This is a genomic window from Rouxiella sp. S1S-2 (assembly GCF_009208105.1).
GTDB lineage: Bacteria > Pseudomonadota > Gammaproteobacteria > Enterobacterales > Enterobacteriaceae > Rouxiella.
The window spans coordinates 1,416,862-1,434,498 of sequence record NZ_WFKL01000001.1 but is presented as its reverse complement, the minus strand read 5'-3'; the positions used below and the strand labels follow the sequence as shown (position 1 = coordinate 1,434,498).

Here is a 17,637-nt window from a genome sequence, read left to right as displayed (position 1 = left end):
ATTTCAGACCCGAGTCTAAAACGTAAGATGCAGTTGTGCAGCGTGTGCCTTATCTGACTAAATTATTTCTTTTTCAGATGCGACATCAAACGCTTACGTTTACGCATTTGGTTAGGCGTCAGTGGGTTACGCTTACCTTCAAACGGGTTCTCACCCTCTTTGAACTGAATACGTATGGGTGTACCCATGATTTCTAATGAACGACGGAAGTAGTTCATCAAATAACGCTTGTACGAGTCAGCCAGGTCTTTCACCTGATTACCGTGAATCACCACGATTGGCGGGTTGTAACCCCCGGCGTGCGCGTATTTCAGCTTAACGCGACGGCCGTTAACCAGCGGTGGCTGGTGGTCGTCAGCGGCCATCTGCATGATACGGGTCAGCAAAGAGGTGCTTACACGCTTGGTGGCACAGTTATAGGCTTCGTTAACGGACTCAAACAGATTACCTACGCCACTGCCGTGCAGCGCGGAGATGAAGTGTATGCGTGCGAAATCGATAAAGCCGAGACGCAGGTCAAGGGTGTCTTTCACCTGGTCGCGAACTTCTTGAGTCAGTCCGTCCCACTTGTTCACCACGATAACCAATGAGCGACCGCTGTTGAGGATAAAGCCGAGCAGGGACAAATCCTGATCCGAGATGCCTTCGTGCGCGTCGATAACCAACATCACCACGTTGGCATCTTCGATTGCCTGCAGAGTTTTGATAACCGAGAATTTCTCAACGGTTTCAGTCACTTTACCGCGTTTACGCACGCCCGCGGTATCGATAAGCACGTATTCACGCTCGTCACGCACCATCGGAATATAAATGCTGTCACGGGTGGTGCCCGGCATGTCATAAACGACTACGCGGTCTTCGCCGAGGATACGGTTGGTAAGCGTTGACTTACCTACGTTAGGACGCCCAACGATAGCCAGTTTGATTGGCAAGGTGGTTGGATCGAAATCGTCTTCCACGTCTGCAGGAATTTCGTCGCCGTTTTCACCCAGCTGTTCTGCCCAATAGGCCGCGTTGGCCTCTTCTTCGGTCAATTCAGCTTCTTCAGGTTTTTCACCCACGAACGGGATCAGTACGTGCTCGATAAGCTGGTTAACACCGCGACCGTGCGAAGCAGCGATAGCATAAACTTCGCCTAGTCCCAGTGAATAGAAATCAGCGGTTGCACTGTCTGGGTCAAGACCATCGGTTTTATTTGCTACCAGGAAAGTGGCTTTTTCACGGCTGCGCAGGTGCTGAGCAATGCCCTGATCGGCAGGCATTACGCCCGCGCGAGCATCAACCATAAACAGCACAATATCTGCTTCTTCGATAGCCAGCAGTGACTGACCCGCCATACGGGTTTCTACGCCGTCTTCGGTCCCGTCGATACCACCGGTATCAACGATGATAAATTCGTTACCCTCGATCTCGGCACGACCATACTTGCGGTCACGCGTTAGCCCGGGGAAATCCGCCACCAACGCATCACGCGTCTTGGTCAAACGGTTAAATAAGGTGGATTTACCCACATTCGGGCGCCCAACAAGCGCGACGACAGGTATCATTTTTGAAGCCTCATTTTTTTATAGCCAATAAACATGCCCAACCCAAAGGGTTCAAACATCAAATCGCTATAATGCAAATCATTAAAATTCAATTTCTTACAACAGAAAAGGAGAACCATTTTTGCTGTTTTTAGAATACGAAACGGCCCCTGAGCAATTCAGGAGCCGTTTGATGGCAGAGCTATTATACCCATGATGCAGATATATACCCAAGTAATTGACGCTGCGACCAACGCAGCTACAGCGTCAAGAACGCAGGGTATTAGCGTTTAAAGGAGTAAACCTCTCCGCCTTTGGCCTGCACAACCAGCTTGTCGCTTGCCACAACCGGCGCACTCAACAGACCTGAGGTGTCCACTTTCTGCTGGGCGACAAAACGACCATCGTTAGTGTTCAACCAATGCAGGTAACCTTCGGCATCGCCGACCACAATAAAGCCGTTATACAGCACGGGTGCGGTCAAGTTACGGTGAAGCAGTTCGCTTTGCGTCCAAACGGTGACGCCGCCCTGAGTATTGAGGGCCATAACGCGGTCATTCTGGTCAACCATATAAATACGGTCACCTTCAACGATAATGTTATTTACCGAGCCCACTTCACGTTTCCACATGATTTGGCCTGAACGCAGGTCCATTGCTACCAGATTACCGTTATAAGCTACGGTATAGACAACACCGTTAACGATAACCGGTGTGGTATCAACATCGCTCAAACGGTCGATTTCAGTGGCGCCGCTTGGCTCAGAAATACGCTGCTGCCAAATCATCTGGCCTTCTTTCATCAGCACGGCGCTCACACGACCGTTGTCTCCGCCCACAATCGCCGCGCCAAAGGCTACAGCTGGAGCAGATTCACCGCGCAGAGAAAGCGTAGGCATATCAAGATTGGCGCTCCAGGCAATGCTGCCGTCTTTCTGATTCAACGCCTGCAGAATACCGTTGCTGGTGTGAATCAATACCAGACCGTCGCTGATGACCGGACGGGAGATAGCTTCACCCGCCACTTTAGACTGCCAGGCCACGGTGCCGTCTGCGGTATTGAGCGAGTAAACAATCGCTTTTTCGCTTCCGATATACAGGTTTGAACCGTCAACGGTTACGCCGCCGGAAAGCTGGGCAGAGATATTACTGGAGAAGAAGCCCGGATTTTCAGACAGGTTCACTTTCCATTTTTCTTTACCATTGTCAGCATCAAGCGCCTTCACGATGCCAAAGCGGTCAGCAGCGTAAATCGTGTTGTCTTTCCAGGCCGGATGCAGGTGAGAATAATACGCCCCTACGCCGTCGCCTACGGAAGTGCTCCACACTTCAGTTGGCGTGAACTGATTTTCAACTTTTGGCAGCGGAGACATTTTTACCACGTCTTCTTCGCCGCTGAACCAGGAACAGCCGCTCAGCAGGGCAACAGAGACGACGCCCACCAAGAGTGTTTTACGCAATTGCATCGGGGTTCCCCTTAGCTGGATAAATTATTCAATTTCATACGCAGCATGGTTTGCAGCGTTTGAGATGGCTTGGAATCAAGGCCTTTACTGTATGCATCCCTGGCACCTTTGGCGTCGCCCTTAGCGAGAAGAACGTCACCACGGACCTCTTGTTGCATCGCCATCCAGCCGTCGCCCTTAACGTTGTCGAGGGTTTTCATCGCGTCGTCCAACTTATTTTCCTGCAGTTGAACGCGTGCGAGACGGTAATTAACCAGTGATAATAAGTTTTCGTCTTTAGAAAGCTGAGTTGCCTGCGTCAGTTGTTTTTCAGCATTCGCAAAATCCTTGGCCTGAACAAAATGGTCGGCCAACTGCAGCGCAGCAAAAACGCCATAGCTGTTGCTGTTGCTCTGAGCAAACTTCTCTAAATTGGCAACGCCTTCGGCTTTGTTATCCGTCAATGCGGTGGATACCTGCTGGTATGAAGCAGAAGCTTCCGTTAAAGCGGTGTTCTGATGAACCTGCCAATAACGCCATCCACCCAAAGCAGCAATACCCAGCACGACGCCAATGGCCAGCGCTTTACCATTCTCGGTAAAGAAGCGGCGGACGGCATCAACCTGTTCGTTTTCAGTGGTATAGACTTCCACGTGGTCCTTCTCCTTAACCTAACATCGAGGCCAGACGCACAGCCAATTCGCTCTGCGCCAGCGTTTCTTGCTCACCACTTTGCAGATTTTTGACTACTACCTGCTGAGCCGCGACTTCGTCCTCACCTAATACCAGGGCGATACGCGCCCCCCATTTGTCGGCGCGGGCAAACTGTTTTTTAAAGTTGCCACCGCCGTAGTTAGTCATCACTTTTAGCTCAGGCAGCGCGTCACGCAGCGTTTCAGCCAGTTGCATCGCCGCACCCTGCGTACCTGCACCTGATGAAATGACGTAAGCATCTACCGTTGCAGGTGCTTTGAAATCGGGATTCACGGCCTGAACCAGCAGAACCAGACGCTCAAGGCCCATCGCAAACCCCACCGCAGGCGTCGCGCGTCCACCAAGCTGTTCAACCAAACCGTCATAACGACCCCCACCGCAGACTGTACCCTGCGCGCCGAGGCTGGTCGTTACCCATTCGAATACAGTGCGGTTGTAATAATCCAAACCGCGCACAAGACGCTGATTAACCGTATATGGGATACCTGCAAGGCTTAAAAGTTCACACAGACCTGCAAAGTGTTCGCGAGATTCTTCATCAAGGTAATCCGCCAGCGCCGGCGCACCGTTCAACAGCGCTTGAACCTCTGGACTTTTAGAGTCCAGAACGCGCAGCGGATTGGTATACATGCGGCGTTTGGAGTCTTCGTCTAGCTTCTCGGTATGTTGCTCGAGGAAGGCAACCAGTGCATCACGATAGTTTTTGCGCGCCTCAAGAGAACCGATAGAGTTCAGCTCGAGAGATACATGCTCGGCGATGCCCAGCTCACGCCACCAGCGGGCGGTCATCATGATAAGCTCAGCGTCAATATCCGGCCCTTGCAGACCAAAGACTTCCACACCCAGCTGATTGAATTGGCGATAGCGACCTTTTTGCGGACGCTCGTAACGGAACATCGGCCCGATATACCACAAACGCTGTTCCTGATTGTACAGCAGACCATGCTCGATACCGGCGCGCACGCAGCCAGCGGTCCCTTCAGGACGCAGAGTCAGGCTCTCGCCGTTGCGGTCCTCAAAGGAGTACATTTCTTTTTCAACGACGTCGGTAACTTCACCGATCGCACGTTTGAATAACGGGGTCTGCTCTACAATCGGCATACGGATTTCACTGTAACCGTAGGTGCCGAGAACGCGTTTAAGCGTGCCTTCAATGCGCTGCCAGAGTGCAGTGTCTGCAGGCAGATAATCGTTCATGCCGCGAATGGCCTGGAGGTTCTTTGCCACGTCAGTTCTCTATATTTTTTATAAAAATGAACCCGATTATAGGTGTTTTGTATCCTGAGGTTCAATGCGGATAGGTCAACACTTCATATCGGGTTCAGTTTAATTCGGCCCAAAGGGCAGGCGCGCCGCAATTGCAGCGCGAGCTCAGGTTACTTTTCGAGATGATTAATAACAATGCGCTTACTTTGATCCATCACGGCCGCTTTGGCCCGGATCTTGGCTTCAAGCTGGTCGATCATCTGCTCATTGTCGAATCTTTCTCTTTGACGAACGCCGTCTTCATAGAAGCCGCTCTTATTATGGCCACCGGTGACGCCCATGGTTGATACCAGCGCTTCGCCCGGGCCGTTCACAACGCAGCCAATGATAGAGATGTCCATCGGGGTAATAATGTCTTCGAGACGCTGCTCAAGGGCGTTAACGGTGCCGATAACGTCAAATTCCTGACGCGAACAGGTCGGACAGGCGATGAAGTTGATACCACGGGCGCGAATACGCAGCGACTTGAGGATATCAAAACCAACCTTCACCTCTTCAACCGGATCGGCGGCCAAAGAGATACGCAGCGTATCGCCGATACCTTCGGAAAGCAGCAGGCCGAGGCCAATCGCCGATTTTACCGACCCGGCGCGCAGGCCGCCCGCTTCGGTAATGCCGAGATGCAGAGGCTGCACAATTTGCTTGGCCAGCAGTCGATAAGACTCAACCGCCAGGAACACGTCCGAGGCTTTCACACTCACCTTGAACTGATCAAAGTTGAGTCTGTCGAGAATATCTACGTGACGCATTGCGGATTCAAACAGGGCCTGCGGCGTAGGCTCGCCGTATTTTTCCTGGAGATCTTTTTCCAGAGAGCCGCCGTTTACCCCAATACGAATAGGAATGTTTTTATCGCGCGCGCAGTCAACGACCGAGCGAATACGCGACTCATTACCAATATTGCCCGGATTGATACGCAGGCAGTCAACGCCGTACTCGGCAACCTGCAGCGCGATGCGGTAGTCGAAATGGATATCGGCAACCAGTGGTACGTTAACCTGCTGTTTAATCAGCTTAAAGGCTTCAGCAGCGTCCATGGTAGGCACTGAAACACGAACAATATCTACACCAACGCGCTCAAGAGCTTTGATCTGAGCAACGGTTGCGGCGACATCGGTGGTGCGGGTGTTGGTCATTGACTGCACCGCGATAGGTGCGCCATCACCGACAGGCACCTTGCCGACGTAAATCCGAGTTGATTTGCGACGGGTAATGGGTGCTTGGCTATGCATGTATACTCTTCTCCATTGTTACCAGTGTCTTGACCCCGTTTTTCACCTGAAAAACGGGGTCAACGTAGGCTGCTAAATTATTCAGCAGCCAGAGTCAGACGAGCAACACGGCTTGATTTTACAAAACGGCTTAGGTCAACAGGCTTGCCTTGGTATTGAATTTCAACCGCACCAGGTGCGCCGATTTTCAATTTATAAGGAGCCTTACCTTTCAGACTCAATTTTTCTCCCCCTTTCTTGATGCCGCTGAACAATGTTTTGCCCGCCGCATCGTCAACCTGCAACCAGCAGTCTGACTTAAAGGTCATGTTAACAGCGTCTGCATCTGTAGCAGCGTTGCTAGCCTGAGCATCGCCGGTTGGCAATGTAGAAGAAGGATTCTCAGCCGCAGTCGGCTGGCTTGTAGAGACCGCAGCGGGTGCCTGATTCTGCGCAGCAGTTACCGCGTTTGCAGCGGTATCTGGTGTAGTATTCAGGGGGACCGAGTTTTGCGCAGGCGTTGTACCGGCGTTAGTCGGTTCAACGGGCTGAGCTGCGGCTGGTGAAGATGCTTCACCCGTGCTCAGGGGAATAGATTGTCCCTGAGCATTGTCCTGGTTCAGTTGAGCGGTTGATTGATCTGCCATATTGGCAATCTCTTGCTGCTGTGCCTGATGGTTTTGCCACCACCATGCGCAGGTCAGACCGAGAACAACGAAAACTATCAGCCAGGTAAAGCCCATTAGCCAGCCGTCGCGCTTTTTGCGTGACTTGCGTAATGAAACACCCTGCATCGACGCCACTCTTGGCACGTTGATAGGCGCTTGCTTGCCGATTAATGTCGCCAATTCCTCTTCAGGAACGTGAACAAGTTTTGCGTAAGAACGAATGTAACCGCGTAAGAAAGTCGGTGCCAAATCGGCAGGCGTACTTCCTTCTTCAATTTGGCGAATAGTGGAAACCTTCAGGCAAAGGCGTTCTGCCACAGCCTGATGGCTGAGTCCCAACTGTTCACGAGCTTGACGCAGGCGCTCGCCCGCTGTCACTTTAGTGCTTTTATCTTGAGTGGCTTCAGTATTCATTAGCTAAGAACTGCTGGTACTGTTGGGATTGTGGAAAGTTTCGCGCAAGCTGCCTTCCATAGCGTTGAACGCTGTCTGGATTGCCTGCTGACGCCGCGAAACGAATTTGTAACATAAGACTGTCAGCGCTGGCTGGCAGAACATGTTGATAAACATCCAGTAAAACTTGCGCTTCGGCGCGTTTACCTTCTTTAAACTGTCTGTTGGCTTCAGTAATCAGCGGTGCACCTTTGTCGGGATCACGTTTCAGAGCCCGGCTCAATAACACTTTTGCTTCATCGTTCTGATTAGCCTTCAGAAAACAGTAGCCCGCATTTTCCAAACTGTCAGCTACCGGACCGGAATCAGGCAAACTGGCAGCGGCGCTAAACTGCTGTTGTGACGGTACATACTGCCCTAAACTACACAAAAACGCACCGTAATTATTCAGGACAGTCGCATTTTGAGGGGCAAGCTTGAACGCTTGTTGATAGCGGCTTTCGGCGGCATTGGCATTGCCGTTTTTTTGCTCGTACAAAGCCATTCCCAACTGGTTGCGATAATCCTGAGGAGCCGTATCAACCGCCTGTTGAAGATTGGACTTTGCCGCAGGCATATTGCCCTGCGACAGGAAGTTCATGCCAATCTGAAGCTGCGTTTGCGGCGCACCCGTGACGGCCTCAACCGGGGGTTGCTTCGAGCTGGAACAGGCTGCCAGTAGACACACTGCCACACTCGCCGTGAAAAAACCTTTCCACTGCCACTGCACTCTCGCCATACTTAAATCCTTTTACCCGCTACCGATAATAAGACAAACGCAAGCTAACACCCAGTATGAAGAAATTTAGACTGATTTGACCATTATGGACTCACCGGCCATTTTTTTCTTCAAAGTACGCTTGGTGCGGTCAATAACTTCACCGGCAAGCTGGCCGCAGGCGGCATCAATATCATCACCACGCGTTTTACGCACGATAACGGTAAAACCATAATCCATCAGAACTTTGGAAAAACGGTCGATGCGGCTGTTTGAGCTGCGTCCGTAAGGTGCACCCGGGAACGGGTTCCATGGGATCAGGTTGATTTTGCACGGCGTATCTTTAAGCCTTTCAGCCAGTTCGTGCGCATGTTCGGTGCCGTCATTGATATGGTCAAGCATGACATATTCAACGGTTACGCGGCCCTGATTGGCGTTCGACTTGCTTAAATAGCGGTTTACCGAAGCCAGGAAGGCGTCGATGTTATATTTGCGGTTAATTGGCACTATTTCATCGCGAATGGCATCGTTTGGCGCATGCAAAGAAATAGCCAATGCCACGTCAATCATATCGCCGAGCTTATCGAGCGCAGGCACAACTCCCGAGGTGGAAAGCGTCACGCGGCGTTTTGAAAGACCGAAACCAAAGTCATCGAGCATGATTTCCATCGCGGGAACGACGTTATTCAGGTTGAGCAAAGGCTCTCCCATGCCCATCATCACCACGTTGGTAATCGGACGCGTGCCGGCAATTTTTGCCGCACCGATAATTTTCGCGGCGCGCCAAACCTGACCAATGATTTCTGAAACGCGCAGGTTGCGGTTAAAACCCTGCTGCGCGGTTGAACAGAAAGTACATTCCAGCGCGCAGCCTACCTGTGAAGACACACACAGCGTAGCGCGGTCGCCGTCGGGAATATAAACCGTCTCAACCTGTTGATTGCCAACCTGAATAGCCCACTTGATGGTGCCATCGGCAGAGCGTTGTTCAACGGCCACTTCGGGCGCGCGAATTTCAGCAACGCTGGCCAGTTTGTTACGCAGCGTTTTGTTGATATCGGTCATATCTTCAAAATCATCGCTGCAGTAATGGTACATCCACTTCATAACCTGATCCGCACGGAACGGCTTTTCACCCATTTTGATGAAAAACTCTCGCATTTGTTTGCGGTTCAAATCCAGAAGGTTAATTTTGGCGCTTACCGGTGCCGCAGACTTTTCGGCCATTTCGGCCTTGGCTGCATTTTCGGCACGGATAACGTTCAGGGAGTCGATCTCGGTCGAGCTGAGAACGGGAATATCTAATTCGATAGTATTGGACATGCTATGTTGGCCTCGTTGTTACACGTTATGGCTCGAAGGAAGTGTGGGGATAATCTCCCACCGATGCTTATTGCTCAAACCAGTAAAATAATGAAACGCCCCAAGAGCGGGACTCTTGGGGCGCAACATTGTACAAATTTTAAGGCGGGGTGGCTATGGATGAAAGTCCGTTAATACAAATTTATTGTATCTGCGGGTTATCCTCCTCGGCGACCCAACGCCAAACTTCTTATTAACGCGCGCAGATTTCGCTTTCGTCAAAGAAGTAAGCGATTTCGCGCTGTGCAGACTCAACCGCGTCAGAACCGTGAACGGCGTTAGCAGTGAAGCTGTCAGCGAAATCAGCACGCAGAGTACCAGCCAGAGCGTTGTCTGGATTGGTTGCGCCCATGATGTCACGGTTACGCTGAACGGCATTTTCGCCTTCCAGAACCTGAACAACGACTGGACCTGAAGTCATGAACTCAACCAGACCGTCGAAGAATGGACGACCTTTGTGCTCAGCGTAGAAGCCTTCAGCTTTTTCTTTGCTCAGACGGATCATTTTAGAAGCGATGATCTGGAAACCAGCACGTTCAAAACGCGCGGTGATAGCGCCGATGTCGTTGTTAGCTACGGAGTTTGGCTTGATGATAGAAAAAGTACGTTCGATAGTCATAAAAAACCTCTGTCTGACTTTATAGGTTGTGCAGGTCGATAAAATGTTAACACTGCCGGAAAATGGCGCCGATTATAGGCGGCGAAGTAACGCTTGCCTACAGGAATAACAACATTTGATTAAAAAAATGTGTCACTGATTCGCTTTGTGGCGCAAAACGCCCATTTTCTATAAAGAATTTTACCTATCGACGGTGAAATCGAGGGTGCTGACCTGACTGCTCTCATCCAGCACGCTCAGTTGATAGTGTCCCGGCTGGCTCAGCGTGGTCTGAAAAGTGCGGTTTGATCCCGCCGTTTCAACCTGTTCACCGTTAAGAAACCACCAGCGCTGCCCTGCACCGCCCTGCGATTCAACGCGTAAGTCGAGGCTGTTTTTTCCAGGTAATGGTTTTAAAATCGCATTCTGGCGTACGCCAATAAGCAGCAGCGGGCTTATTGCAGGCTTGTTCAACGGGGGACAAACCGTGTCCGGGATCGGTAATCGCTGGTTGCGACGCTCGCTTTGCGATAACCAAGGTTCCAGTGGCAAAGGCCATAGCGCAACCCGCACAGGGTGAGAGTCAGGACAGTTGGCCGCCACCTGCTTACCCTGAGAATTCGTCCAAAGAGTGACGACATTTCCGCCCAGCGATTCCTGTCCGGGTGCCGCCAGCGTGGGGGGCAGAGTGCCGTCCAGCGTCCAGCTTTGCCGCTGTTGACGACAGTTTGCATCACCAGCCGCTAGCGGTTGCCCGCCCGGCCAGCACAATGTTGCAATACCTACAGAAGCGGGCCGAGGGTCGGTAACCGCCATATGCGTGTTAAAACGTGCTGAAGTGATTAATAAATTATTAACCTGATTAAGAATAGGCACTGCCGTGGCATAACCAAACTGTCCGGCAACCGGCGTGGCATCAGGTCTGCCGACCCATACACCAATGATATAACCAGGATTTACCCCCATAGCCCAGGCATCACGATAGCCATAACTGGTGCCCGTTTTCCATGCCAGTGGCACCGTGCCAGGCAATGAATCATCCGGCTGAGGCAGCGCCTGTCCGCCCAAAATGCGTCGAATGATCCAGGCGGCACCGGGTGAAAGCAGCCTGCGTTGTTGAAGGTGCTGCTCTGGCTCAAAACGCAGTTTGGCGACATTGCCGCCGCGAGCCAGCGCGCTGTAGGCCTCCGTTAACTGATCAAGTCGTGAGCCGGTTCCGCCAAGAATAACGGCAAGACTGGGGTCACTTGCGTTCGGGAAGCGCAGAGATATCCCAGCATTTCGCAAATTGGCAGTAAACCGTTTGGGTCCGTAGGCGTCGAGCAGCTGCACGGCGGGCAAATTTAACGAGCGCACCAAGGCTTCGCTGGCGCTGACCGGTCCGTGAAAACCGGTATCAAAATTACCCGGACGATAATCGCCGAAGCGCCTCGGCACATCCTGCAGCAGCGACTCGGCGCTGATTAATCCATCGTCGAGCGCCAGACCGTATAAAAAAGGTTTTAACGTAGACCCGGGCGATCGCCACGCAATGACGGTATCAACCTGACCAAAACGGGCATCGTCATTAAAATCTACAGAACCCATGTAGGCTTTAACCGCCATGGTCGAGCTTTCAACTACCAATACGCCCAACGACGTTTTCGCCGGTAGCTGGTGCTTCCAACCTGCTGCCAACGCCTCCAACTGCCGCTGTAGAGTGGCGTCTAGCGTCGTCGTCACCACTGCGCGTTTATTATTCGCCGTCAACCTGCGAGCCAGCAACGGCGCAAGCTGTGGCACCTGACGTGGTGCCAGCCAGATAGACTCCTGACGGATTTCATCCACCCGTTTTTGCGACCAAACGTGATACTCGGCCAAACGCGCCAACACTTTGTCTCTGGCTGCTTTTGCCCGCTCGGGAAATCTGTCGGGACGCAAACGGCTGGGTGCCTGCGGAAGCACGGCGAGAAGTGCCGCCTCACCCGGCGTCAACTCAGAAGGCGGTTTGCCTAAATAAGTCCAACTTGCCGCAGCGATACCTTGCAGTGTGCCGCCGTAGGGCGCGCGATTGAGATAAATTTCGAGTATCTGCTTTTTGGACAACGTCCATTCAAGCTGAAAGGTGCGGGCGATTTGTCGAAGCTTGCCGCTAAACGTACGTGGATGAGGGTCAATAAGCCGTGCAACCTGCATTGACAGCGTGCTACCGCCAGAAACAATGCCTCCGCTATGCAGATTTTGCCAAGTTGCACGCAGCAGCGAGAGCGGATTAATTCCTGGGTGATCCCAATACCAGCGGTCTTCGTAGGTCAGCAGCGCCTCAAGATAGTAGGGAGAAACCTGTTCAAGCTTCACCGGATAACGCCACACGCCTTGGGCATCGGCGTAGCGCCAAAGTGGCGTACCGTCCTGCGCGGTTACCACTCGCGCTACCGGAAGCTCCTGTAAGGGCAAAGGCCAAAGGCGATTTGCAGCCCACAGCAAAACGCCGCCGCCCAATATCAGTAACAGGAAAAAACGCGCCATTCGTACCCAAAAAATGGACCGCGCTCCGCCTCGCCATGTCATGAACAAGCGGCTACGACATTAGTGCACATTCATCTGCTCCGGCGTAGCGCCCGTTGCGCGCCATGCAGGTACATACATTGATTCAACCTGAGGCGCAGGAACCGCGTAGCTACCCGGGGTTACCGCGCGCGCCAAATACAGCAGCGCAACGTGGCGATATCCGTCAACGTTAACGGCTGCAATATAGCGGTCATCGCGGAACTCCTGATGTTTAATATCAGCCTGTTGCATTTCACTCATCAGCGCGGTCAATCCGCTGGCAGCCTCACCCAAGCTGGCGCTACTGTCGGCCAGGTTCTGATTTTCAAGCTCCAGTCCGGCAGGGAGTAGATCGACCACCAACGCATCAGGTATGTGCGCGTCAGCCCAAACATCGAGATGCACCACCACCAGATCGCCACTTTTCAGCGAAGCCAGCGACAGAGGGTTACCGTCCATACCGATGTAGTTGCGTTTTATATGCAGCACATTTCCACTTTCGGCCGGAGCCTGCAGCGGATAACCGGTAATATCAAAGCGGGTATAAACGGCTGCATCGCCGGTATTTTTCAATATCACCGGCTGCTGCAGCCGTGTGGCATCTAAGACCTGAGTCATAGCCGATGTGCCTGACAGCGGCTGTGTCTGGCCGTCAAGCGTGACCTGCCACGGCGTTTCTGCACTGTTAATCAAACTGCGCCCTGCCATAAACAGTGCGTTGCTTTCCTGCGTCGACAGCCAGCGCTGACCGTTGAGACTGTCTGAAAGAGACAGCAGCAGTTTATCTCGCGCATCCGGCAACAGGTTATTTTCGGTCAGCAACGAGAGGATTAAAGCGTTATCACGCAGTGAACTGCCATAATCCTCAAGCCAGTAATTTTTCTCTGGCCGCGTTTTATTGAGTCCCTCATTAATTGCCGCCTGCGAGCGCGGCATGTCGCCCATCATCTTCAGCGCAACGCCAAGCTGAACCAGCGGAAGGCCTGACTGCGCCGCACTGCGTTTTTCATACAACTGACGCAAGGCACCCAATGGAGCCTGCTGCTGAGCGGCAAGTACCAGCCCCGCATAGGCCTGAACCGCAAACCGCGTGCTGTCTGGCTGCGTGCTGTAGCGAACATCAATTTGATTCGGGTCTTGTAAATAGCGCTGCAAACGCTTGTTAGCCTTATCGAGTCCATCCGTTGAAACGCTGTAACCCTGCTGTGAAGCGCGCAGCAGGAAATCGGTAGCATAGGCTGTAAGCCAATACTCCTCGGGACTGTCTTTGCTCCATAAACCGAAACCGCCGTTTTCTTTTTGCATGCTGAACAGTCGGTCGATACCAATATCAATGCTGTGGCGGCGCGCATCATCGGTTGAGGTTTTAATCCCCATCGCGGCCAACTGAGCACGGCTGGTATAAAGCGATGGATAAAGCCCGCTAACCGTTTGCTCCAGACAGCCATACGGATAGGCCAGCAGCTCGGCAATATAGCGGGCAAGATTAAGTGGCGGTTTGCTGCTGAGCAGTAATCTCCCCTGCAGCGTATCGGACGCAAGCTGTTGGTTTGCATCTGGCGGAAGCTGCCACTGCTCCCCCGCGTGCAGTACAGTGCCTAAGTTACGCGTCAATGCGGGAAACGCGGGCCTTACGCCAATCGACCAACTGCGCTGATAGTCCGGAAGTTTTTCATTCGGCAGTAGCATACCGCTCAGGGTAATGCTCACCTGACCGGCACCCAATCCTTGCAATGCCTTCACCGGTATTGTCAGCGTTTTACGCTCGCCCTGCGCCAGGCCGAGGCTTTGCTGGGCAGCATCACCGCCGAGTTGGAGTAAACCCGAAGTTTTCAGGTCAAGCCTGAGCGTCTGCGCGGCCCCCGACAGATTGGTAACGTCAAGCGCCAGCATCGCCGTGTCACCGTTGGCCATAAAGCGCGGCGTCGCCAGGTCAACAATCACCGGTGCGGCAACCACAACTTTGGCCTCAGCGCTGCCAAAGTCTTCGTCACTCCAGCCCTGCGCCATTAAACGCAGTTCACCGTTAAAATCGGGTATCGGGATCTGCACTTCACCTTCGCCGTTGTCATCGAGCACAACAGGTTGGGCCTGCTGTGCCACGATAGTCACTTCAGTGACCGGCTTCTGTCCGCCGCGAGAAAGGGGGTCTTCATCACCGTCCCCCCCGAAACTTAAGCTGGCCAAGCGCCCTTTTCCCTCAATCAGATGACCATAAACATCATATTGGTCCACGCCGTAGCGCTTGCGCCCGAGAAATGCCTCGTAAGGATCGGGCGTTTTGAATTGAGTAATCGACAGCACGCCAGCATCCACGGCGGAGAGCAATAAATTAATACGATGCGGCACCGCTTTGCCCTCTACGCCTGCTTTTACCTTCACGGTCAGCATTTGATTTGGACGAATTTTTTGCGGCGCGCCGAGTTCAAGGCTCAGTTTTCGACCTTCAGTAACCAGCGGCAAATGCAGCAGCCCGACGGCGCGTTTCGGTGTCGATTGACGTTTTTTATCACCGGGACGCAGCACCAAGGCACTGAAATAGAGATCGTGTCGACGCCATTCGCTGTTTATCGGAACATCAACATCAATACCGGCCTCTGGCACATCAATTTCCTGCCACCACAGTGGACCTTCGCTGGACTCGACAAGCAAATAACCTTTACCCGCTGCCGGTGCCTGAATATGAATTTTTGCCCGCTCACCGGGCTGATAGGCCGGCTTATCGAGTTTTAACTTAACTTGGTCAGGGCGTACCGCATCGGTTCCGTCGGTATTGTCCTGCCAGCTGTAGCCCGCCCAGAAACGCAGGCTGCTGAGTTGGTGAGTTTGTGAGTCTTCCACCTCTATACGATAGGCACCAAATTCAACGGGGAAGCTGACTTTGGCAGAGCCGTCGGCAGCAATATCAACCTGCTGGCGCGTAAGCACCAAATCTTTTTTATCGTAGAGCGATTGCCAGCCGTCGCTTTCTGACCACTGCCAGTAATAGTCGCGGCGCTCACGCACCAGCCGCACCTCAATGCCTTTTGCCGCCATTTTTTGTCCGGCGGCATTGGCAAACACAATGTCAAAGTCGGCTTGGCTATTTTCATTTACCATCGCCTGAGACACCGTTTTATCCGTGCGATAATCGTAAACGTCCTGTTTTTGGAACAGTGGGCGAATACCTGGCAGTATTTCGGCAGGCCATACGGCCTGACTCACGCGGCGTGTTACCGGTCGACCGCCGGACTCCAGCAAACTGGCCTGCAAAATCACGGTCAGCGGCGAGTGAACATCGGCCCAGCTATTTTCAATGCTGACCTCACCTTTGCCCTCTTCGTCCAATGTCTGGTCAACGTCACTTAACGTTCTTGAAAGATTTTCTTCATTAATGGCTCCAAACTCGTAGTCAGGTAAAGCCGGAACCGCCTCACGCAGCGGCCTTAAATAGACTTGCCCTTGTAAACGGTTGCCCGCCGCCGGTGCGCCATACAGATACCGGCCCGTTACGTTGAAATCTACGGCTGCATCGATTGAAAGCGGTGCCTTACTGCCGTTTAGGTCGAGCGCCATACGCTCGGGTAGAAAGTCTTCGACTTTGAATTCGTAATAGCGTAGTTGGTTATCCCCCAGGTTAACACTGACCTTCCAGTCGCCGGTGGGTGCCTGATCGGGAATAGCATACTGGTATTGGTAGAGGCCATTTTGTGGCTGCCACATAAAGGTTCGTGCCACCTGGCCGTCAGGTTTGATCACCTGCGTTTTCACTGGCTGGGTGGCCACTGTTTTACCGTCAGCATCACGCAGCAGCGCATTGAGCAACAGCGTTTCACCCGGACGATATAAATCTCGCGGACCAAAAGCAAACAGCGTTTTGTTATACCCCTGCGGACCGGCAATATCGAATTCGGCGAGATCCAAAGCCGGTTCAGTCAGATTTATCAGACTGGTTTCTCCGCCGTGCTGAGCTAACAACAGCGCGGCTTTCGGGTCTTTGGTGAAGCGTGCGTGGCCTTGCGCGTCGGTTTTCCCTTGCGACAGCGTCCGACCTTTATTATCAAGCAGCAGCAGGTCAATATCCGCCAGCGGCGTACCGGCCTCTAATCCTTGGGTATAAATGTCATACTGCTGGCTGAAACTGTGCAGCGATACGCCAATATCACTGAGGGTAAACAGCGTGGCCGGATTGGTATAACTGTAATGTCCGGCCTGCTGCATCACGGCAAGATAAACGCCCGGCTGTTTGAGCGTCTCAATGCCGCCCAGCGGCAACAGCAAATGTTCACGGGTGTTAAGCTGTGGATTAAGTGCAAAGCGGCCGGTGTAAACTAAATCGGCCCGTTTTAACAGTGTGTCAGACTCCCAGGATGAAAGCGCACTGCGCGACTGCCAGTCGGCTAAAAACTCTGGCAACGCCTCGCTTTTAATTCTGAAAAAGTTAACGTCTACATTGTTGATATTCAGAGCAATAACCGGCAGGCCTTCGGCCAGTCGCGTTGGCAGCAGTGAGCCTTTGCTGGCAAAACCGACGCTAGGCTCAATGTTACGCGTGGTGATATTTTTTTGCTGTTCGCCGCCCAACTGCGCGCCATTAACGGCCTTAATACCCGCATCAACGGTGAGTACCAGCTTGCGGTCGGGCAACAAATGGCGAAAACGCAGCTCAGTCAGGCTCTCTGAAAGCTCCCAGGCACCGTCAGGCGTTCCACTTTTGGTATCCACCAAATGCACTAAAGAAGAGAAATTCTGCTCGGGGTCCAGCGGCACAGAAAAAGTCAGCACCAAGGCGCTGGCGCCGTCGAGCTGAAGTTCTGAGGCATCGAGCAACGAAAGAGGCTGTCCGGCGCTCTTTTTAGCGAGTGCTTCACGCTGTTGGCCGGTGAGACTGGCCGCGGGATGAGTGGGCTGCGCCGCCGTCGGGGCTGATGCCTTTTCAGCGGATTGGGCCTGCGCGGCAGGTTTTGGTGCCGGGTCTGTAGGTTTAGGGTTATCGCAGCCGCTAAGCCAAAGCACGGCCACTGCGAGCATCATTGCCTGCCAGCGCCTCGCGCCCCTGCGCATTCCCGAGCTTACAGACTCACGCATTTCCTTCTCCCTGATGATTATTGAAATGATGCAAACCCCCTCAATGCCGATGAACATGCGCCAGTGCGGGGTGAAATACAACTACATGTTTTGAAAAATTGC

11 protein-coding genes are annotated in these 17,637 nt (G+C 52.8%); all 11 read right to left on the bottom strand.

Going from position 1 to position 17,637, the window contains the following annotated elements:
• Nucleotides 1-62 precede the first annotated feature (62 nt).
• The 11 genes from der to GA565_RS06585 all read right to left on the bottom strand — a co-directional run bounded on the left by der (nucleotide 63) and on the right by GA565_RS06585 (nucleotide 17,535).
• Nucleotides 63-1,547, bottom strand: coding sequence for a ribosome biogenesis GTPase Der (gene der / locus GA565_RS06635; protein WP_055781517.1), 1,485 nt, complete (start codon nucleotides 1,545-1,547; stop codon nucleotides 63-65).
• A gap of 262 nt (nucleotides 1,548-1,809) precedes the next feature.
• Nucleotides 1,810-2,991, bottom strand: coding sequence for an outer membrane protein assembly factor BamB (bamB, locus tag GA565_RS06630; RefSeq protein WP_152197826.1), 1,182 nt, complete (start codon nucleotides 2,989-2,991; stop codon nucleotides 1,810-1,812).
• 11 nt (nucleotides 2,992-3,002) lie between these two features.
• The gene (locus GA565_RS06625; RefSeq protein WP_152197825.1) at nucleotides 3,003-3,623 is read right to left on the bottom strand and encodes a YfgM family protein; all 621 of its coding nucleotides are present in this window, start codon (nucleotides 3,621-3,623) and stop codon (nucleotides 3,003-3,005) included.
• 13 nt (nucleotides 3,624-3,636) lie between these two features.
• On the bottom strand, nucleotides 3,637-4,911 hold the full coding sequence (hisS, locus tag GA565_RS06620; protein WP_152197824.1) for a histidine--tRNA ligase: 1,275 nt from the start codon (nucleotides 4,909-4,911) through the stop codon (nucleotides 3,637-3,639).
• Nucleotides 4,912-5,060: 149 nt separating this feature from the next.
• A complete protein-coding gene (gene ispG / locus GA565_RS06615) occupies nucleotides 5,061-6,182 on the bottom strand; it encodes a flavodoxin-dependent (E)-4-hydroxy-3-methylbut-2-enyl-diphosphate synthase (RefSeq protein ID WP_055781504.1) in 1,122 nt (373 codons plus the stop codon).
• A gap of 77 nt (nucleotides 6,183-6,259) precedes the next feature.
• Entirely contained in the window at nucleotides 6,260-7,243 is a 984-nt protein-coding gene (rodZ, locus tag GA565_RS06610) for a cytoskeleton protein RodZ (RefSeq protein ID WP_152197823.1), read from the bottom strand.
• Entirely contained in the window at nucleotides 7,233-8,000 is a 768-nt protein-coding gene (gene pilW, locus GA565_RS06605) for a type IV pilus biogenesis/stability protein PilW (protein WP_152197822.1), read from the bottom strand. The genes rodZ and pilW overlap by 11 nt, the downstream gene beginning before the upstream one ends.
• A gap of 66 nt (nucleotides 8,001-8,066) precedes the next feature.
• Nucleotides 8,067-9,206, bottom strand: coding sequence for a bifunctional tRNA (adenosine(37)-C2)-methyltransferase TrmG/ribosomal RNA large subunit methyltransferase RlmN (locus tag GA565_RS06600; protein WP_055782096.1), 1,140 nt, complete (start codon nucleotides 9,204-9,206; stop codon nucleotides 8,067-8,069).
• A gap of 328 nt (nucleotides 9,207-9,534) precedes the next feature.
• On the bottom strand, nucleotides 9,535-9,960 hold the full coding sequence (gene ndk / locus GA565_RS06595) for a nucleoside-diphosphate kinase (RefSeq protein ID WP_009638953.1): 426 nt from the start codon (nucleotides 9,958-9,960) through the stop codon (nucleotides 9,535-9,537).
• A 180-nt stretch (nucleotides 9,961-10,140) separates the two neighbouring features.
• Nucleotides 10,141-12,447 carry a peptidoglycan glycosyltransferase PbpC gene (pbpC, locus tag GA565_RS06590; RefSeq protein WP_226950919.1) on the bottom strand — a complete coding sequence of 769 codons (2,307 nt, stop codon included), beginning with the start codon at nucleotides 12,445-12,447 and terminating at the stop codon, nucleotides 10,141-10,143.
• Between the two features lie 60 nt (nucleotides 12,448-12,507).
• The gene (locus tag GA565_RS06585; protein ID WP_304621423.1) at nucleotides 12,508-17,535 is read right to left on the bottom strand and encodes an alpha-2-macroglobulin; all 5,028 of its coding nucleotides are present in this window, start codon (nucleotides 17,533-17,535) and stop codon (nucleotides 12,508-12,510) included.
• Nucleotides 17,536-17,637 lie beyond the last annotated feature (102 nt).